This window comes from Streptomyces sp. NPDC005752 (genome assembly GCF_040630715.1).
In the GTDB taxonomy this organism is placed as follows: Bacteria; Actinomycetota; Actinomycetes; order Streptomycetales; family Streptomycetaceae; genus Streptomyces.
On sequence record NZ_JBEXYB010000009.1, the window covers coordinates 130519 to 148219 of the forward strand.

The 17701-nt window shown below is 70.6% G+C and carries 17 protein-coding genes and 1 pseudogene; 6 read left to right on the top strand and 12 right to left on the bottom strand.

What is annotated here, in order from left to right; genetic code table 11:
- Positions 1-480 precede the first annotated feature (480 nt).
- From ABZ441_RS10105 to ABZ441_RS10120, 4 genes and pseudogenes are all read left to right on the top strand, one after another.
- Entirely contained in the window at positions 481-813 is a 333-nt protein-coding gene (locus ABZ441_RS10105; protein WP_358970424.1) for a hypothetical protein, read from the top strand.
- A gap of 257 nt (positions 814-1070) precedes the next feature.
- Positions 1071-1481 (top strand): annotated as a pseudogene (locus tag ABZ441_RS10110) (helix-turn-helix domain-containing protein); the annotation flags it as partial.
- Between the two features lie 65 nt (positions 1482-1546).
- Positions 1547-1981 (top strand): transposase, encoded by a 435-nt coding sequence (locus ABZ441_RS10115; protein ID WP_358970427.1) that lies wholly within the window; start codon positions 1547-1549, stop codon positions 1979-1981.
- A 39-nt stretch (positions 1982-2020) separates the two neighbouring features.
- On the top strand, positions 2021-2452 hold the full coding sequence (locus ABZ441_RS10120; protein WP_358970429.1) for an ankyrin repeat domain-containing protein: 432 nt from the start codon (positions 2021-2023) through the stop codon (positions 2450-2452).
- Between the two features lie 174 nt (positions 2453-2626).
- Here the strand turns inward: ABZ441_RS10120 and ABZ441_RS10125 are convergent, their stop codons facing one another.
- Both ABZ441_RS10125 and ABZ441_RS10130 read right to left on the bottom strand, forming a co-directional pair.
- Positions 2627-3316 carry an HAD-IB family hydrolase gene (locus ABZ441_RS10125; RefSeq protein WP_358970432.1) on the bottom strand — a complete coding sequence of 230 codons (690 nt, stop codon included), beginning with the start codon at positions 3314-3316 and terminating at the stop codon, positions 2627-2629.
- A complete protein-coding gene (locus tag ABZ441_RS10130) occupies positions 3313-4527 on the bottom strand; it encodes an oxidoreductase (protein ID WP_358970434.1) in 1215 nt (404 codons plus the stop codon). Before ABZ441_RS10130 ends, ABZ441_RS10125 begins: the two co-directional genes overlap by 4 nt.
- Before the next feature lie 94 nt (positions 4528-4621).
- On the opposite strand from ABZ441_RS10130, the gene ABZ441_RS10135 reads away from it, so the two are divergent.
- Positions 4622-5233 carry a TetR/AcrR family transcriptional regulator gene (locus ABZ441_RS10135; protein ID WP_358970437.1) on the top strand — a complete coding sequence of 204 codons (612 nt, stop codon included), beginning with the start codon at positions 4622-4624 and terminating at the stop codon, positions 5231-5233.
- A gap of 28 nt (positions 5234-5261) precedes the next feature.
- Here the strand turns inward: ABZ441_RS10135 and ABZ441_RS10140 are convergent, their stop codons facing one another.
- Complete coding sequence (locus tag ABZ441_RS10140) at positions 5262-6254, bottom strand: ScbA/BarX family gamma-butyrolactone biosynthesis protein (protein ID WP_358970440.1); 993 nt, start codon at positions 6252-6254, stop codon at positions 5262-5264.
- 231 nt (positions 6255-6485) lie between these two features.
- On the opposite strand from ABZ441_RS10140, the gene ABZ441_RS10145 reads away from it, so the two are divergent.
- A complete protein-coding gene (locus tag ABZ441_RS10145) occupies positions 6486-7133 on the top strand; it encodes a ScbR family autoregulator-binding transcription factor (RefSeq protein WP_358970443.1) in 648 nt (215 codons plus the stop codon).
- A 62-nt stretch (positions 7134-7195) separates the two neighbouring features.
- On the opposite strand, the gene ABZ441_RS10150 is transcribed toward ABZ441_RS10145, so the two are convergent.
- From ABZ441_RS10150 to ABZ441_RS10190, 9 genes are all read right to left on the bottom strand, one after another.
- Complete coding sequence (locus tag ABZ441_RS10150; RefSeq protein ID WP_358970447.1) at positions 7196-8026, bottom strand: alpha/beta hydrolase; 831 nt, start codon at positions 8024-8026, stop codon at positions 7196-7198.
- 46 nt (positions 8027-8072) lie between these two features.
- Positions 8073-9539 carry an MFS transporter gene (locus ABZ441_RS10155; protein WP_358970450.1) on the bottom strand — a complete coding sequence of 489 codons (1467 nt, stop codon included), beginning with the start codon at positions 9537-9539 and terminating at the stop codon, positions 8073-8075.
- Positions 9540-9577: 38 nt separating this feature from the next.
- A complete protein-coding gene (locus ABZ441_RS10160) occupies positions 9578-10783 on the bottom strand; it encodes a cytochrome P450 (protein WP_358970453.1) in 1206 nt (401 codons plus the stop codon).
- A gap of 109 nt (positions 10784-10892) precedes the next feature.
- Positions 10893-12452 carry an MmgE/PrpD family protein gene (locus ABZ441_RS10165; protein WP_358970456.1) on the bottom strand — a complete coding sequence of 520 codons (1560 nt, stop codon included), beginning with the start codon at positions 12450-12452 and terminating at the stop codon, positions 10893-10895.
- Between the two features lie 94 nt (positions 12453-12546).
- A complete protein-coding gene (locus ABZ441_RS10170; protein WP_358970459.1) occupies positions 12547-12915 on the bottom strand; it encodes a nuclear transport factor 2 family protein in 369 nt (122 codons plus the stop codon).
- A gap of 102 nt (positions 12916-13017) precedes the next feature.
- Positions 13018-13974, bottom strand: coding sequence for a diacylglycerol kinase family protein (locus ABZ441_RS10175; protein ID WP_358970462.1), 957 nt, complete (start codon positions 13972-13974; stop codon positions 13018-13020).
- A 158-nt stretch (positions 13975-14132) separates the two neighbouring features.
- Complete coding sequence (locus ABZ441_RS10180; protein ID WP_358970623.1) at positions 14133-14900, bottom strand: alpha/beta fold hydrolase; 768 nt, start codon at positions 14898-14900, stop codon at positions 14133-14135.
- Between the two features lie 20 nt (positions 14901-14920).
- Positions 14921-16021, bottom strand: coding sequence for an LLM class flavin-dependent oxidoreductase (locus tag ABZ441_RS10185; RefSeq protein WP_358970465.1), 1101 nt, complete (start codon positions 16019-16021; stop codon positions 14921-14923).
- A gap of 40 nt (positions 16022-16061) precedes the next feature.
- Positions 16062-17663, bottom strand: a complete 1602-nt coding sequence (locus ABZ441_RS10190; RefSeq protein WP_358970468.1) for a fatty acid--CoA ligase — start codon at positions 17661-17663, stop codon at positions 16062-16064.
- Positions 17664-17701 lie beyond the last annotated feature (38 nt).

Genomic DNA, 17701 nt, shown 5'->3' on the forward strand with positions numbered 1-17701 from the left:
CCATTCGAAGTGAACGCGTCGCCTCAGCAGGGCGAGGCGGCAGGGCGTCAGCGAATTGCAGACCGCGGACAGCTCTCTCATCAATGGCCGGGAGGCATAGGCGCTCAGCGGCCTCCGCAGTCGCGCCCTTCAAGCCCTCGGATCGAGATCCTCCCGCAGCCGGATCCAGCGATCATTAACGGCCTTGCCTGGTACCGCGACGCCATCAAGAGTCGCAGCGAGCGTGGCGCTCGCACGATGGCCTGCCCAGGTCCACCACCTCATGTGCCCCCAGAGTCACGGATGATCAGAGTGCCTGCCGGGTGTACCCGCTCCAGGTATGCCTCTCGCGCCTGCCGCAACCCCTGGTTGCGCGTGGTGGCAGGACAACCGGCGGGTGGCCGCGCGGTACAACGGTGGCCCGGGTTGGCAGACCGACGACGCACAGGCCTACGGTCGTGGCTCCGGTTACAACCTGGAACAGGCAAGGCGGGGTACTGGATGACTGAGCAGGACACGAGGGAACGGACGCGAAGGCCGCCGGGGAAGGCGGTCGCAACGGCTCTGTGTGCCGCGTTTCTGCTGGTGCTGCATGCCATCGGCGGGTTCTTCCTGCTGAACGCCCTGCTCGTCGAGTCCGAGGGCCCGTGGGACAGCACGGTCACGGACACCGCACGGGCGATGGCTCTTTTCGCCTTGGTGACGGAGCTGCTGGCCGCCGCCGTCACGGGGGCCTTCGTCGCGTTGGTGCGTCTTCGGCGCTGGTGGTTCGCCATCCCGGCCGTGCTGATCCTGACGGCGATCGCGCGGATGGTGTTCGCGCCGGTTCCGTGACGGTCCTGGCGGAAGCCGGGTGGGCAAACGTGCAGTCGATGGCGGGGATGTGCGGGGGTGTATCCACACCGGTGGGGTGACTCCGACGTAACCACAAGTCCACAGGGTCCGCGCTGATACAGAATCCGTTGTACTGGTTGACCCTGTGGACTGGGTGAGTAACCGCCCGTGACCATAGGGGCCGTCGGCGTTGTACCGGGCAGCACGCTCGGGTCCAGCACTGAGCGGGCACGGGCACGGAAAGGCGGGCGGTGGCTATGCGGGCGGACAACGGGGCCGGGGGCACGACCAACAACGAACCGGAGCTGTCGGACAGCCTCAAGACGTTCGGGGCGGCGCTGAAGGCGCCACGGGACGAAGCCCGGCTCACACAGGAACAGTTCGCGCCGCTGGTGCGGTACTCGGCGGCGTACATCGCCAAGATCGAGCAGGGGAAGCGGTTCCCGCCCAGGGATCTGCTGGACCGCTCGGAGGAGGTGCTGGGGGCTACGGCTGCGCGGGTGCTGACGGCGGCGGCGGGGAGCCTTACGCGGAAGGTGGGGCTGGCCTCTTGGTTCTTGCAGTGGGCAGCCATCGAGGAGGACACGACCTCGCTCTACGCCTACGAGTGCCACGTCATTCCTGGCCTGTTGCAGCCGGAGCCATACATCCAGGCTCTTTTCGATCGCCACCCATCGAGCCCGACGACCACGGCCTCGGGCGCTCGCGCGGCGGCCTGACCACCAAGTTGCACTTGGCCGTCGAGCAGGGGCAGAAGCCCATGTCCATCGTGGTCACCGCCGGGCAGCGCGGGGATTCACCGCAGTTCGAGGCCGTCCTGGGCCGCGTCAGGGTCCCACGGCTGGGGCCGGGCCGACCGCGCACCAAGCCGAGGCGGGTGCGCGCCGACAAGGCATACGCTTCCCGCAAGAACCACGCCTACCTGCGCAGACACGGCATACGCTGCACCATCCCGGACAAGGTCGATCAGTCCCGCAACCGAAGGAAACTCGGATCCCTCGGCGGCCGTCCGCCGAGGTTCGACCCGGAGGATTACAAGGCGCGACATGCGGTCGAGTGTGGCATCAACCGCCTCAAGAGGCACCGCGCCGTGGCCACGCGGTACGACAAACTCGCGGTCCGCTACGAGGCGACCGTCCTGGTCGCAGCCATCAACGAGCGGCTGTGACCGAGCACTTCGCTCACGTACTGGTTAGTCTGAGCGACCGTGAACAGACGACGGCAGAAGAAACTGTCAAAGCGTCTCGTCGAGGCGGCGACATTCGGCGACAGCACTCAGATCAACGCTCTACTAAGGGTCGGGGCCTGCCCGGAAGCTAGCGACACCGAGGGCACCACGCCTCTCTACGCCGCATCAGTCAACGGAGCCGCCGACAACGCCCTCTGTCTACTGGCAGCCGGGGCCCTGCCCAACACCGAAAGCGGACACGGCACGGAAGGCACACCCCTGTGCGCGGCCGCATGCTGGGGCCATACCGAAACCGTGCGTGCACTCCTCGCCCACGGCGCCGACCCCAATCTCCGCGAAGATCACGGCACGGGCAGGTCCCCGCTTGAATGGGCGAGGACCGGGCCCTACCCCGAAACGATCGCCATGCTTCTCGCGGCAGGCGCCCGACCACACGACCGAGCCACGTGACCCATCCCGTAGTAGAGGTCTCGTTATCCACTTTCGATACACGCCCTCATGCCCTGGTGGGGCCTACCGCCACGGTCTGACAGGGGCGGTCCGTACAACGCCACGTTCCCGGCTCCGGGACACACGTCCCGGAGCCGGGTAGGGCGGTGCGACGCCACCGCTGGTACGGGCAGGTCAGGCCATGACCGCCGTGTTCACGGGCGCGTGCGACCCGTCCGGGGTCACCAGCGTGGCGTGCCCGACCATGTGCAGCATCGGCAGGTCGGAGGGGTGGTCGCCGTACGCGTGGCAGTCCTCCGGGTCGATGTGGGGGTGGACGTCGAGGAGTTCGCGTACCAGCACGCACTTGCCCTCCCCGATGGCGGGCCGGCCCAGCAGTTCACCGGTCAGGAAGCGGCCGCACCGCTCGAGCCTGGCCCCGAGCACGTACTGCGCCCCGACCACCTCGGCGACATGGGGTATCAGCGGTGGGAACGAACCGGAGACCAGCGCCACGGCCGCGCCCGCGGCCCGGTGCCGTCGGAGGGCGTCGACCGTCTCGGTGATGTAGAAGTCCTCGGCCCGGCTGCGTTGCTCGTACCATCGGCCGGCCTGCTCCTCGACCTCGTCGACCGGGCTGCGCCTCCAGGCCCGGTGGTACTCCCGGTTGGCCTCCTCCCGTGACATGCCACCGGCCATCCGCGCGTAGAGGTCCGCCAGGAGCTCGTCGGTGGAGCTCACGCCGTCGGCCCCGTCGCGGAGCCCGGCGTAGTGGCGGAGGAACTCCACCCCGCTCCGGCAGCGGATGAGGGTGTCGTCGACGTCGCAGAACACCAGGTAGGCGGGCGGGGTGTCGTTCGGTGAGAACAGTGGTTCGGTACTCATGACGCGGATACCTCCCGCAGGGCCGTGGGCCCGGCAGCGGCCGGGGAGGCGTCGTCGGTGAGCGTGGAGAAGACGGACGCGGCGTAGACCATGGCCGCCGTCTCCCTGCGAAGTATCTGGTGTGCGGCGACCGTGTGGATGTCCCGCCAGCTGCGTTCGATCAGGCCCGGCCCGCCGCAGGCGCTCACGCCCGCGGTCCGGAAGAGCCTTTCGACGCTGTTCACGAGCAGATCGACGGCGGCCGCGGATCTTCGCCGGTTTCTGAGTACGTCGGCCTCGGCGCGGGTGCCCGTGTCGGCACATCTGGCCGCTTCCGCGAGGAGGAGTTCGGCGGCCTCGATGTCGTCGGCCGAGCGGGCCAGGGCGTGGTGCAGGCGGCTGCCGTCGTGCTGCGGCAGCCCCCGGGCCTGGGCCCGGGCCGCCCAGAGAGACCACTCGGCCAGTGCGCCGCGGGCCGCGCCGAGCGCCGGGGCGCAGAAGAGGAGGCCGCCGGCGAGGTGGGCGGGCACCGTGTGGCACCGGGAACGTCCCGCGCCGGGTGTTCCCGCCAGCAGGTCCTCCATGAGGAAGCTGCGGTGGTCCGGTACGAAGACGGTCTCGAGCACCGCGGTGTGGCTGCCGGTGCCGCGCATCCCACTGCTGTTCCAGGAGTCGCGTACGAGGAAGTCTCCCTTCGGCACCGCGAACATGCGCAGCCCCGCCGCACCTTCCGCACCGGGCTCAGGTGCGCACACGAGGAGCCAGTCCGCGAAGTCCACCCCGCTGACGCACTCCCACTCGCCGCTCAGCAGCCGGCCGGACGGCAGCCGGCGCGCCTCGCCCGACGGCCTGACAGCGGCGCAGATCCGGGCGTCCGGGCCGTCCGACCAGATGTCACGCCGGCCTTCGTGCGGCAGGTATGCCGCGAACCGGCTGTGGGCCGCCCACAGGACCGCGCACCACGCGGCGGAGGCGCACCCCTCCCCCACGGCGGTGGCCGCCGTGACCAGACTCCCGAATGTGCCTTCCGTGCCGCCCCAGGCGCGGGGCACGAAGTGGCGTGCGAAGCCGGCGTGGGTCAGGAGGGCGACGGTCTCGTCCCCGAGCCTGCGGGTGTGGTCGGCGACCGCGGCGTGGGTGGCCGCGCTCTCGGCTGCGGCCAGGACGGTCACCGGCAGTACCGGCGATATCCCGTCGAACTGGCCGTCCACAGGATTGTGACGCTGCATCATCTGGCGAGCACCTCATTCGATGAATAGAATTCGTTCACGAACGTATCTTTTGCACTTCGGTCCCGCTACGGAGCCGGCACAGAAGGGGAGCGTCATGCCCAAACAGGCACGTGCCCTGCGGACGTACGACCGCGTACTCGACGCGGCTGCCTACGAGTTCGCGCGGTACGGGTACGCGAACGCAAACCTGCAGAACATCGCGGACCGCATCAGACTGACGAAGGGCGCGCTGTACGGCCACTTCTCCACCAAGGAGGACCTGGCCGCCGCGCTGGACAACCACCTGTCCAGCGCGCTGGGGGAACTGCTCACCGAGGCCAGGGTCTCGCCCCACTCGGCGCCGAGCCGCCTGCGGTCGCTCTTCCTCGGCCTCGGACGGCTCTTCGGTACGGACGCGCGGTCCCTGGCCGCGTTGCGGCTGTCGGCGGAGACCGCCCGCTCGGCCGCCAGGCCGATACCTCTGCTGACGGAGACACACGGGCTCGTCCTCCATCTGGTGCGCGAGACCCAGAAGGCGGGCCACTGGAACGCCTCGATCCCCACGATCCCCCTGGCCGACCTCATCGTGGCCGCGCTCTTCGGTGCGTTCCTCACGGATACCGGCTCCGACGCCGGCCACGGGCGCGCGGGCCCTGACGAAGCCGAGACCGTCGACGCCATGTGGGAGGCTCTGTCCCAGGCGCTCGACGACACCCCCGCGCACTGAGACAGGCCATGACCGGGCCGCCGCCGGGTCACCAGGAGGCGAACCTCGACCAGGGGGCGCGGCTGCCCACGCACTTCCAGGTCATCTCGGCGCGGGCCAGAAGTTTCTCCCCCTGGCGGGCCGCGACGCGCAGGGTGCACGCGTCGGACGGGCCCTCCTCGAGGTCCAGGACTATCTTCTCTCCCAGTTCGCCGAAGGCGGCGCAGTCCAGGGAGAGGCCGGCCAGGGCGAAGGCCTGTCCGGCGTACATTCTTCGGGACGCCTCGTGGATGGTGAGGTAGCCGAACTGCCGGAAACCCTCGAGCATGACCATCAGCGGTACGTGATCGGTGGGGTGGTCGAACAGGACGGCGTGATCGCGGTCGACCCGCAGCCCCCACTGCTGGTCGGGCCGGTCCCGTTCCAGTACGCAGTCCTTCCAGCGCAGCCTGCCCACCCGGCTCGGCCGCGCGATCCTGGCGTCCAGCGCGGAACGTGGCCGGTCCCTCTCGTCGCACGCGACGGGACGCCCCCGTAAGAGGCCGTAGCGCCGGTCGTCCAGCATGAGCCCCCGGGTGTGACCGCGTCCGCAGGGGTGGCCGTCGACCGTGAGTGTCACGTCCAGGCGCGCCCCGGTCGCCCGTCCCCGCCGGTCCCGCTCCTCGGTCCACGTGCCGTGCAGGACCACCGCCAGTGGCGCGCCCCCGACGCGGAGCGCGGCCGGGTCCGTGATCTCGAAGCTCACGTCCTGACCGATGAAGCGGGATCCGAGCCGCACACCGAAGTACGTGTGAGCCCCGTAGAAGTAGGCCTGGCGCAGTGTCTCCGCGAACAGCAGCGGATCGTTCAGTCCGTTCTCGTCCGGGTGGTACAGCGCGTGGTCGCGCGGCCACTGGGCCCCCACGGAGAACGTGTCCGTGCCGGTACGGACACCGCCGGTGACGAACACCTCGGCGATGGAACTGCGATGCACCAGTTCGCGTGTGACGGGCTGGAGGAAACTGAGTACTTCGACCTCAGCACCTGTGGATGGCGCCTGCATGATCCTAGAATCATCGAGTACGACAGACATCTGAATACCTCGCCTCTCAGCTGGAGTAACCCTGCGAGCGAACAGACGTGCGAAGCTTCTCTCTGCGCGTCATTAATATACCTGCGCGAAGGTATATTGCAAGGCTCGCCACAGTGCGCTTCCATGGGTCAACTGCTCACGGCAGCAGGGAGGTTGGGCTCGGTCAGAAGCTAGTAACCGGCGCAGCACGATATGGACGTCATGAGTAACGAGCGCAATGAACCAAGGGCCCGCCTCACTGCGGGCACCTCCTTCGACGACACTTCGCACCTCAAGCAGGAGCGCGCGATCCGCACCCGCGGAACGATCCTCAACGCCGCCGCGGCGGCGTTCGCCACGGAGGGCTTTCCGCAGGTCACCATCAAGGCCATCGCCGACGGTGCCGACCTGACCAAGGGGGCCGTCTACTTCCACTTCCCCAACAAGGAGGCGCTCGCCGTCGCGGTGCTGGAGGAGTTCTACCGGCGCATGCAGGAGGCGGTCAACGGAGCTCTGGAGCACGGTGATCCGGCATCACCCTCGACCTTCGTGGAAGTCGTGAGACGTCTGGCCCGTGCCTTCCACGAGGACATCTTCATCCACGCCGGGGCGCGTCTGCAGATCGAGCGGCCCTACATCAAGGCCGAGCTGCCGGTGCCGTACGTGGGAACGCTGGATGTGCTGACCGAGCTGTTGGACAAGTGCCGCAAGGCGGGAAGCCTTCCCGAGGACACCAATCCCGAGGCCATGGCCCGGGCGCTCGGCGCCGCCGTGTTCGGCGCCCAGCACATGTCCTGGGTGCTCAACAACCGCGAGGACGTCGTGGAACGCGTGGAGGAGATCATCGATGCCTTCGTGCCGTTGCGCTGAACGCCGGACTGCCCGGACCCCGAGGGGGGTCCGGGCAGTCCGGCGCATGACGGGCGCGGCCGTCACTCCTTGACGAAGGCCAGCAGATCCTCGTTGAGCCGCTCGGCGTGGGTGGCGAACAGGCCGTGCGGGGCACCCTCGTACGGTATGAACCGGCTGCCTTCGACGAGCTCCGCCGTCCGCGGTCCGCAGAGGGCGTAGGGCGCCGCGAGGTCCTCGGTGCCGTGGATGACGAGCGTGGGCACGGTGACCGCGGCGGTCTCGGCGCGCTGGTCGGTGGTGAACAGGGTCCGGTAGATCTCGGTCCCCGCCCGCGGCGAGGCCTCCAGGCCGGTACCCACCAGCCATCGCGCGAGTTCAAAGGAGACCGGCAGACCGGCAGGATCCGCGTTCGGGCCGCCGAAGAACGGGACGGTGCAGTCGCTCAGCCACTGCGCCCTGTCCCGCCGGATGGCCTCGGCCATCTCGTCGAAGACGGCGATGTCGAGTCCGTCCGCGTTGTCCTCGGTCCGCAGCAGGAACGGAGTCGTGGAGGCGACCAGCGCCAGCTTCGCCACCCGGTCGGCGCCGTACCGGGACAGGTAGCGCACCGCCTCGCCACCCCCGACCGCGTACCCCACGAGCACCGCGTCCCGCAGGTCGAGATGGTCGATGAGGTCGGCGAGGTCGGCTGCGAGGGTGTCGTAGTCGTAACCCTCCCAGGGGGCGTCCGAACGCCCGCAGCCACGCCGGTCGTAGGTGATGCAGCGCAGTCCGCGCTCGGCGAGGAAGGACGCCTGGAACTCCCACATGCGGGAGTCCATCATGGCCGTGCCCAGCAGGATGACAGGACGTCCGGCACCCCAGTCCTTGTAGTGGAGCCGGGTCTCGTCCCTGGTCGTGACGTACGGCATGGGCGTTTCCTTCCTCTGATGAGCCTCTGGTGGCGGGTGGGGCGCGTCAGCTGCGCGCGGCGCGTCCGGGTGCCAACAGCACCAGGGCCGCGGCGGCGAGGCCGAGGGCGACGAGCGGGACGAGCGTGATCGCGAACGCGTCCGGATAGGCGTCGGCGGAGCTGCCCGCGTGGGCGAGCGCCGGGAAGAAGACCGATCCGGCGATCGCCACACCGACGGCCGCCCCGCCCTCCTGGGCGGTGTTCAGCAGCCCCGACGCGGAGCCGGCGTGCTCGGGTACGGCGGCACCCAGCACCAGGTTGGTCAGCGGTCCGGTGGTCAGGCCCATGCCGAGTCCGGCGACGAGCAGCATCGGCAGCAGCCAGAGCACGCTCCCGTCCGGACCGAGCCCGTTCGCCGTGAAGGCGATCGCGGTGTAACCGACCGCGAGGGTCAGCGGACCGCAGGCCACCGTCCGGGCGGACAGCTTGCCGGCGAACCGCGCCGACACCAGCGAGGCACCGAAGTAGCCGGCGCCCACCGCGAGGAACACGAGGCCGGACTCCAGCGGCGACAGGCCCATGCCCTGCTGGAGGTAGAGGGCCAGGACGAAGAAGAACGAGCCCATCGCGAGGAAGTAGACGACCGTGGCGGCCAGGCCCACGGTGAAGAGCCGGACCCGGAACAGCGCGGGCTCGATCAGCGGCCCCGCGTTGTCCGCGGCCCGCCGGCGCAGATGCTGGACGGTCAGCGTGACCAGGACGGCGGCCCCGGCCAGGCACCCCCAGACCCACACCGGCCAGTCCCGCTCCTGGCCCTCCAGGAGCGCGAACACGACGAGCGCCAGGGATCCGGTGACCAGCAGCGCGCCGGTCAGGTCGAGCCGGGTTCCGCCGGTGCCGCGCGACTCGGGGATCGTGCGCTTGACGAAGGCCAGCGCGACCAGGCACAGCGGGACGTTGATCAGGAAGATGGTCCGCCAGCTCAGGCCAGCCACGTCGACGCTGATGAGGGCCCCGCCGATGAACTGGCCGAAGACTCCCGCCAGCCCGATGATGAGGCCGTAGGTGTTGAACGCGCGGTCACGGGCGGCACCGGTGTAGACCGTGCCGATGATGCCGAGGACCTGGGGGACCATCAGCGCGGCGCTCGCGCCCTGGGCGATGCGGGCGATCACCAGGGCGGTGATCGTCGGTGCGAAGGCGCAGGCCGCCGAGGCGAGCATGAACAGCGTCATGCCGAGGAAGAACATCTTCCGGCGGCCGTACATGTCACCGAGTCGGCCGCCGGTGATGAGGCCCGCCGTGAAGGCCACGCCGTAGCCGACGACGATCAGCTGTGCCTGGGCGGCGCTGGCCTGCAGGTCCGTCCGGATGGCCGGGACCGCCACGTTCGCGATGAAGAAGTCGAGAACGGTGATGAAGGTGCCCACCAGCACCACCACGAGGGCACCGGCCGAGGGGGCGGCGGCCGGTGCCGGAGTGGCTCGTCCACGCTCCTCGACGATGAGGTTCGGGCTCTCTTCAGAAGTCATTCCGACTGCTCTCCTGTGTTGTGTTTCGTATTTCTCGGTCACCAGGTCACGGGGAGACCGGTCACCCCGTGGAAGACGGTGCCGCGGCGGAAGACCGAGCTCGGCTCGGCCGCCAGCCGCAGGGTGGGGAAGCGCCGCAGCAGGGTGCGCAGGGAGAGTTCCATCTCCATCCGCGCGAGCGGGGCGCCCTGGCAGTAGTGCGGGCCGTAACCCCACTGGAGGTGGCCGCCGGTGTCACGGTCGACGTCGATGGTTCGGGGGCACGCGAACACCGACTCGTCGTGGTTGCCCGCAGGAACGGAGATGACCACCGCGTCCCCCTTCGCGACCGGCACCCCGCCCAGGTCGAAATCCTCGAGGGCCTGGCGGAGCATCGCGTCCTGCGAGATCGACCAGTAGCGCATCGACTCCTCGACGTAACTCGGGACGAGGGCACCGTCGTCGGCGGCCACCTTGGCGAACAGGCTGTCGTCCCGCAGCAGCCCCAGCACGTTGAGGGCTATCTGGTTGGTGGTCGTCTCGTGGCCTGCCACCAGCACGAGGCGGGCGATGCCGACGAGTTCGTCCATCGTGATCTCGCCGCTCGCGTGGTGCGCCGCCAGCCTGCTGATCAGATCGTCCTCGGGCCGCTCCGTCTTGTCGCGGGCCAGCCCGGCGAGGTAGTCGGACATTTCCACGAACGCAACGTACGCCGCCGCCGGGTCCTCCTGGGAGATGACCACGCGGGTCTTCTCGACGAAGAAGGGGGAGTCCTGGTCCGGGACGCCCAGCAGCCGGGCGATGACCAGCGTCGGCAGGGTCTGCGAGAACGCCGCGTGCAGGTCCGCCGGCTTCTCGAGATCCTCGAACCGGTCGAGGAGGTCGTCGATGAGCGCCTGCACCGGCTCCTTGAGACCGCGCACCCTGCGCATGGTGAACTCGGTCTGGATCAGCCCGCGCAGCCGTGCGTGTTCGGGGTCGTCCAGGCGCAGGAACGAGCTCGGGTTGCTCCCCGGCGGCAGCTGGATGCGCACCGGCGCTCCGGGCAGCCGCTCGTCGGCGCTGAGCCGGGGGTCGGACAGGGCCTGGCGCACGTCGGCGTACCGGGTCACCAGCCAGGCCAGCCGCGACTCGGCCGCGCCCGCCGGAATGCGTACGGCGCAGGGCGGCGCCTTACGCAGCTCGTCCAGTATCAGCGGGGGCTCGCCGTTCTCGGTCCGGGCGAACGGCCAGTCCAGCACATGGGTCTGAGCGTCGAGCGACATGGGAGGGGCCCCTCTGCGAGTCGGATGCACTTCCTCACCTACTCTTCCTTGACGTCCTGACGTGTACCTGACGCGGGAATGACCGCCTCCGTTCTGCCCGCCCTCCCGTTCAGTCGAGGAAGGCGGCCTCTATCCAGCGGCGCACGCCCCCCTTGCGCATGCGGTGCAACCGCTCCACCGTGTCGGCGACCCGGCGCGGGCCGCCCACGGCGAGGAACTTCTCCTGGACCATCTGGGAGTGCCGGGAGCGGGTGTCCGGGCCCGCGGCACCGAGCGGGATCAGACGGGTGCGGGAGATGGTCCGCCCGTCCGCCAGCCGTACGACGACCCGGGCTCCGGTGGCCTTGGTGGAGCGGGAGAAGTCCCGGCCTCCGGCCTCCAGGCTGCCCACGAGGTCGACGAGCTCGTCACCGCCGAAGCCGCGCAGCCACGGGGTGGCCAGCGGCCCCGCCTCGCGCACCGCCTCGCCGAACGGCGCGTCGGACAGGAAGAGTTCACGGGTCATCGCCGTGTCGTGCTCCAGCCGGACCCGGCGGGCCAGCGCCCAGCGCACGGGGTCGTCCAGCTGCGGTGCGGAGAAGTCCTCCACGGAGAACTCACCGGTCAGCAGGGTGGTGGCGACAGGGTAGGGAACGTCGAGGACGAGGGCGCCCAGCGGAGAGCGGGGGCCGTCCACGTACTGGGCCGCGCGCTCCCCCGCGAACAGCGTGTACAGGGACGCCTCCACGACGATCTCCCGCACGTCCTCCGGGCGCAGAGGGCCGAGTTCGCGGTGGATCTCGGCGGCGCAGTCCACGGCCGCGTCGATGCCGGGGCCGCCGGGGTGCATCTTGAAGGAGAGGGTCTCGGTGTGCCAGCGGCTGCCGAGCCCCTTCGCCACCGCCTGGGGCAGCGGAACCGTCGCGAACCGGGCGAGGAAGCCGTCCTGGTGCTCGATGATGTCAGGTGCTCCGCGCAGTCCGGCGGCGGCCGCGTCGCACGCGTCCATCGCGGTGCGTACCGGCGTGAAGGTGTTGAACAGGCGTGCGTCGCTGGCCAGGAAGGCGCGCATCAGCGGCCAGTTGGGCATGGCGAACGCGAGCCCGAAGGCGTTCTCCCACTGGTCCGCCGTGGCCCGGTCGCAGTGCAGCCGGCCGGCCACCGCACCGGCCAGGTGTGTGTGCACGGCGCTCTGTCCGCGTAGCGGGCCGAGGGTGGCCGAGGCGGTGATGCGGGCCGCGCACTCGTTGGCCGCGACGACCGCGGTCAGCAGCGAGAGCCCGTCGAGCTGGCGGGCGTACGCGAAGGCCAGGGGCACGGCGACGGTGGAGTTGGACAGGTGGCCGGCGTAGGCGGTGTCGTCGAGGTTGAGCCAGGAGCCGAGGGCGGCGAAGACACTCGCCGCGGTGCGCGGGTCGCGCTGCATGGGGTGGCCGAAGGCCGCCACCAGGCGGCGTCCCAGGGGGTGTTCGAGGCCGGCCCGGATCGAGGCGATCTGGGACAGCACCTGGCTGGCCGCTAGCTTGAGGACACGGCAGGGGATGTGCTCGGGACGCAGATTCGCGGCCCAGTGGGACAGCTCGCGCAGCGGTGTGTCCGTGGGCGGGCGGGTACGGGTGGACCGCGCCTGGCTCTCCCACTGCTCGCACAGGGCTCTGGCCACGCTTTCGCTGAGTACAGCAGCCGTCATGGCGCGACATACCTTCTCTACGGGAGGACGCGGATGGGACACGGGGGCGGGGGCACCGGTACTCCCGGTGCCCCCGCCCGCCACGCGTGCGGGATCAGGCGCCGGGGACCTTGTCCAGGAACCCGTAGACGCCGTTGATGCGGCCGTCGTCACCGGTGACGAGGACGTCGAAGCCGATCGCGACGGGCTCGGCGCCCGCCTCGGCCACCAGGCCCCACTGGAAGCGGGCGATGTTGTGGTGGGTGTCCACCGCTCCGTGCAGCTCGAAGGAGAGTCCCTTGAACTGGTCCTGGGCACCGGCGATCACGGCCCCGAAACCGTCGTGTCCCTCGACGGCGGCGAGCGGGTCGATGTACGGGGCGCCCGGCGTGAAGAGCTCGGCGATGCCCGCCGCACGCTTGTCGGCGTCCGTCTCGTTCCACAGGGCGAGGTACTGGGTGACGGTGTTGGTGAGGTCGCTCATGGCGGTCTCCTTCTCCTTGTGTCGCGATTGCGGTGGCTGCCGGGCCGTCAGGTGTGCCGGCCCGGCTGGGGGTCTCGAGGTCCCGGGGAAGCCCGGGGGAGGTCAGGGTCCGGTGGCGGGAGCCCAGACGGACAGAGCACCGGGCATGACCTCGAAGGTCGCCGACGGGCCGATGCCGTGCTGGTACTCACCGTCGTGCTCCAGCGGCAGCCGTCTGCCGTCGGTGCGTTCCACGGTGATGGTGCGGCCGCGGGCGTAGACGGTGTCCGGGAGCCCCATGTGGGCTGCGGTCCGGGTGAGTTCGGGTACGTCGGCGGCCGGGACGCCGTCGCCGATGACGCAGACGTCGAGCAGTCCGTCGTCGAGGAGCGAGTCGGGCAGGACGAGGTAGCGCCCGCCCCGGTAGCGGCCGCCGCCGACGTTGGCGAGGACGGTCGGGCCCTCGTGCACCACGCGGCCGTCGACGGTGACACGGCCCGGGTACGGAACGTACGCGGCGGCGGTGTCGGCGAACGCCTTGGTGTACAGGTCCCTGCCCGTCAAGGGGATGTCCCGCGCCATGATGAGCGCGTCGGCTATCACACCGGAACAGGCGCCCAGGTAGACGCACTGCCGTGTCTCGGCCAGGCGGGCCAGGTCGAGACGCCGCAGCCGGGCGCTGCCGCCGGCGCCCGAGTCGGTGAGCACCGCCTTGAGGGACTCGGTCCAGGGGCGCTCGCCCCACAGCATCTTGTAGCCGGAGTTCCCGGTGCCGCCGGGCACCACGGTGAGCGCGGCGCGGCCGGGTGCGAAGGCCAGGCCCTGCACCACCTCGCGGACGGTGCCGTCCCCTCCGATGACGACCACCAAATCGGGAGCCCGGCCGGGCCCTTCGAGGGCGCGGCGCACGGTGACCGTGGCGTCCCCCGGTGCCGTGGTGTGGTGGATCTCGACGTGCTCCAGGCCACTGCCACACAACTCGGCTACCTCACCGACCAGTTGGGGGCTGTGACTGCCGGAGGCGGGGTTGGCCAGGACCAGGGCCCGGGTCGGGCCCGGAGCTGCGGCGTTGTCTGCCATCGGGCGTACTCCTCGGGATCGTGGTGGCTACGACGGTGGCGGGGCCGGGCCCGGACGGCTGTCGGGCGCGGCCTCCACCACTGTGCCAAGAGGTGCTGACACCGCTCTGACGTGCTGCTGACGCCCGGGAAGCGGCCGCCGGCGGGCAGGGGAGTCGCTCAGCGCGCGGCCGCGGCGACGACCCGCTGCAACCGCTGGGCGAAGTGCATCGTGACGGCCTGTGCGTGGGCGTCGATGTAGAAGTGGCCGCCCGGGTACTCGCTGTGGCCGAGGTAGCCCTTGCTGCGCTCCGCCCAGTGCTTCATGGCGTCCGGGTCCTCCTGGAGGGGGTCCGAACGGCCCCCGTAGGAGGCCAGCGCGCAGCTGACCCCCGCGTTGTCGTCCACGTACTGCGCGGCGACCCTGAGGTCGGCGCGCAGGGCCGGGACGACCAGGGCGAGCATCGCCGGGTTGTCGTAGATCTCGGCAGGGAAGGACCCCAGGTGCTTGATCCACTCGACCAGTTCGGGATCCGGCATCCGGCTCTGCTCCACGGTGGGCGCGTTCCAGCCCACCGGCGACCAGCCGGACATGCCGATCATGACGGGGGAAGGGCCCCCCTCCTCCTCCATCCGGATCGTCAGCCGGAAGGCGAGCTGGGCGCCGAGGCAGTGTCCGAAGAAGGCGAAGGGCCGGTCGTCGAGGTCGTCGAGCACCGCTTCGTGGAGCGCGTCGAGCAGCAGGTCCCAGTCCTCGAACGTGCCCTCCTCGCGCCGGTTGTGACGGCCGGGCAGGGTCACCGCCTGGGGTGCGATGTCGGCCGGGAGCAGCTTCTCCCAGTCGCGGTAGATGATGGCGCCACTGCCCGCGTGCGGCAGCATGAAGAGCCGTAACGACGCGTCCGGGGACGGCTCCACGGGATGGAACCACTGACCTGTACGGGACATCTCCGCGCCTATGGCACTGGTCACGATTTCGTTCCTCCATCGGTGAGGGTCCGGCCGATCTCGCGTACTGCGGGGAGCAGCACCTCGGCGACTTCCTTCAGCTGCGTCTGTGGGTCGAGCGATCCGATCCGCAGTACGAGGTGCCGGGCGCCGGCGCGGACGTAGCCGCCGAGCCATTCGGCACACTCCTCGGCACTGCCCCAGCCGTAGGCCTGGATGGCCGACATCTGTTCGAGGGAGCGCCCGTAGTAGTGGCTGATGTAGTGCTCCAGCTCGGTCCTGGCGGCGGTGGCGTCGCTGTTGACGGTGACCGTCGCGTACAGCGCGGGGGTCACGGCGCCGGGGCCGCGGCCCGCTTCGCCGGCGAGTTCGGCGATCCGCCTGCAGGCCCTGCCGTACGCGTCGACGTCCGGCAGGAAGGGCAGCCAGCCGTCGTAGCGGGTGGCCGCACGGGCGAGCACCTTCGGGGTGTCGCTGCCCGCCAGCCAGAGCGGCGGGCCGCCGGGGGTGGCGGGGCCGGGCAGCCGGTCCAGCCGGTCGGCCTGCCAGTACTTGCCCTGGAAGCCGGTGGGCCGGCCCGGCTCGCCCGCCGACCAGGCGGTGCGCCAGAGGTCGGCGATCTCGTCGAGGCGGCCGACCCGCCCCGTGAAGGAGGCTCCGACCGAGGCGAACTCCTCCTCCGTCTCGGGCATCGGGAACCCGGAGCCGAGGCCGAGGACCAGGCGGTCCCGCGCGACGTGGCCGAGACTCGCGACCATGTTGGCGCCGATCAGCGGGTGACGCAGGGCGGGGGTGAGGGCGGCGGTGCCGACGGTGATCCGCTCGGTGGCGGCCGCGGCGGCGGAGAGCACCACGAGGGGGTCGAGGCGGGGGCGGGCCGTCAGGGAGTCGCCGGCCCACAGGGAGTCGAAGCCGAGGCTCTCCGCCTGGCGGGCGAAGTCCAGGAGGGGGGCCGCCGCGTAGGTGCCGTTGATGGCCTGCTCCCTGGTCGGGAGCAGAATACCGATGCGCAGGGATCCGCCGGGGACCTGCGGGCGGGGGTGGGAACGTGCGTCGTCGGATGCTTGTCGGGCGGGTGCCCGGGCTTGCTCCGAGGCGGGGCCGGGCCGTTCGGCGTCCATGGGTGCCGCTTCCTCTCTTCGTTCTGCCGTCACTTCTGGTTCAGGTCAGCGGGTCGCGTGCCGGGGCGGAGAGCTGCTGCCGCACGGCGCGGCGCAGGATCTTGCCCGACGGGTTGCGGGGCAGGCTGTCGACGATGTGGTAGGCGCCGGGGATCTTGTAGTCGGCGAGGTGGCCCCGCAGGGACAGCAGGAGTTCACGTGGCGTCGCGGTGGTGCCGGGGCGCAGGACCACGGCGGCGTGCACCGCCTCGCCCCAGCGTTCGTCGGGCAGCCCGACGACCGCGGAGTCCGCCACTGCGGGGTGTGCCGCGAGCGCCTTCTCGACCTCGGCCGGGTAGATGTTCTGCCCGGCGACGATGATGGTGTCGTTCATGCGGTCGCAGAGGTAGAGATAGCCGTCCTCGTCGAGGTAGCCGGCGTCACCCATGTGCAGCCACTCCCCCACCAGGGTGCGGCCGGTGGCTTCCGGGAGGTTCCAGTAGCCGAGCATCCGGGAGGGCGCCCGGACGCAGATCTGGCCGATGGCGCCCGGCGGCAGTCCGGCGCCGTCAGGGCCGACCACCTTCACCTCGTTGCCGGGGCAGGGCCTGCCGACGGACTCCAGGACCGCGCTGCCCGGGTAGTGGTCCTCGGGAGGCAGGCACACCGCGACGCTGCCGGTCTCGGTGCTGGCGTAGATCTGTGCGAACTCGCAGTCGAACGTCTCCAGGCACTGCTTCAGCAGCGTCTCGGACATCGGGGCGGCCCCGTAGCAGACCTTGCGCAGGGAGACGAACGCGTCCGGCCCCGCGGTCCGTTCGCCCGCCATCATCTGGAGCATGGCCGGCGCGGCGAAGGTGGTGGTGACCCGGTGGGTACGGATCAGCCGCACCGCCTCCTGCGGGTCGAACTGAGGCATGACCACGCTGGTGCCACCGGCGTTGAACGTGTGCATGAACCACCCGATACCCGCGATGCCGAAGCCCGGCAGGGAGATCAGGGCGACGTCCTCGGGCAGCCAGTCGATCCAGGCGGCACCGTGGTCGCGCATCGCCCGCGGCAGGGTGAAGAAGCTGCGGTGGGCGAGCACGGCTCCCTTGGGCAGCCCGGTGGTACCGCTGGTGTAGATCTGCACGACCGGGTCGTCGGGCCCGGTGCCGACCTCCAGCTCGGTGTCCGGCCGGCTCGCGTACCAGGCCGGCAGTCCGGCACCACGGGCCGGTTCCCCGTCGGTGTCGGTCCCGTCGATACGGATCATCGTGTGGAACTCGGGCAGGTGGGGGCGGACCTTGGCGGCGGTGTCCCAGAACTCGTCGTCGACGAAGACCAGGACGGCACCCGAGTCGCGCAGGATGTGGTCGACCTCGTCGGGGGTGAGCCGCCAGTTGACCGGGACCAGGACCGCGCCGATCTTGGCGCAGGCGAGGATCACCAGGTAGTAGTTCTCCGACTCGCGCCCCAGATAGGCGACCCGGTCGCCGCGCCGTACGCCGCTGGTGCGCAGGGCGTGGGCGGCGCGGTTGCTCTCACGGTGCAGCTTGGCGTAGGTGGTGATCCGGCCCTCGCAGACGATCGCCGCATGGTGCGGGCGGCTGCCGGCGTGGGCGCGGGAGGCGTGGTTGAGCGTCCAACTGACGTTGTCCGCGATGGTCATGGTTGTCATGGGGTCCTCCCCGTTCGTCCGGGACGAGTCGTGCGGGG

Bases quoted from the DNA above. Each gene is read 5' to 3' on its own strand.
- ABZ441_RS10105 (WP_358970424.1), top strand. From the start codon at position 481: ATGACTGAGCAGGACACGAGGGAACGGACGCGAAGGCCGCCGGGGAAG.
- ABZ441_RS10125 (WP_358970432.1), bottom strand. From the start codon at position 3,316: ATGAGTACCGAACCACTGTTCTCACCGAACGACACCCCGCCCGCCTAC.
- ABZ441_RS10130 (WP_358970434.1), bottom strand. From the start codon at position 4,527: ATGATGCAGCGTCACAATCCTGTGGACGGCCAGTTCGACGGGATATCG.
- ABZ441_RS10135 (WP_358970437.1), top strand. From the start codon at position 4,622: ATGCCCAAACAGGCACGTGCCCTGCGGACGTACGACCGCGTACTCGAC.
- ABZ441_RS10140 (WP_358970440.1), bottom strand. From the start codon at position 6,254: ATGCAGGCGCCATCCACAGGTGCTGAGGTCGAAGTACTCAGTTTCCTC.
- ABZ441_RS10145 (WP_358970443.1), top strand. From the start codon at position 6,486: ATGAGTAACGAGCGCAATGAACCAAGGGCCCGCCTCACTGCGGGCACC.
- ABZ441_RS10150 (WP_358970447.1), bottom strand. From the start codon at position 8,026: ATGCCGTACGTCACGACCAGGGACGAGACCCGGCTCCACTACAAGGAC.
- ABZ441_RS10155 (WP_358970450.1), bottom strand. From the start codon at position 9,539: ATGACTTCTGAAGAGAGCCCGAACCTCATCGTCGAGGAGCGTGGACGA.
- ABZ441_RS10160 (WP_358970453.1), bottom strand. From the start codon at position 10,783: ATGTCGCTCGACGCTCAGACCCATGTGCTGGACTGGCCGTTCGCCCGG.
- ABZ441_RS10165 (WP_358970456.1), bottom strand. From the start codon at position 12,452: ATGACGGCTGCTGTACTCAGCGAAAGCGTGGCCAGAGCCCTGTGCGAG.
- ABZ441_RS10170 (WP_358970459.1), bottom strand. From the start codon at position 12,915: ATGAGCGACCTCACCAACACCGTCACCCAGTACCTCGCCCTGTGGAAC.
- ABZ441_RS10175 (WP_358970462.1), bottom strand. From the start codon at position 13,974: ATGGCAGACAACGCCGCAGCTCCGGGCCCGACCCGGGCCCTGGTCCTG.
- ABZ441_RS10180 (WP_358970623.1), bottom strand. From the start codon at position 14,900: ATGTCCCGTACAGGTCAGTGGTTCCATCCCGTGGAGCCGTCCCCGGAC.
- ABZ441_RS10185 (WP_358970465.1), bottom strand. From the start codon at position 16,021: ATGGACGCCGAACGGCCCGGCCCCGCCTCGGAGCAAGCCCGGGCACCC.
- ABZ441_RS10190 (WP_358970468.1), bottom strand. From the start codon at position 17,663: ATGACAACCATGACCATCGCGGACAACGTCAGTTGGACGCTCAACCAC.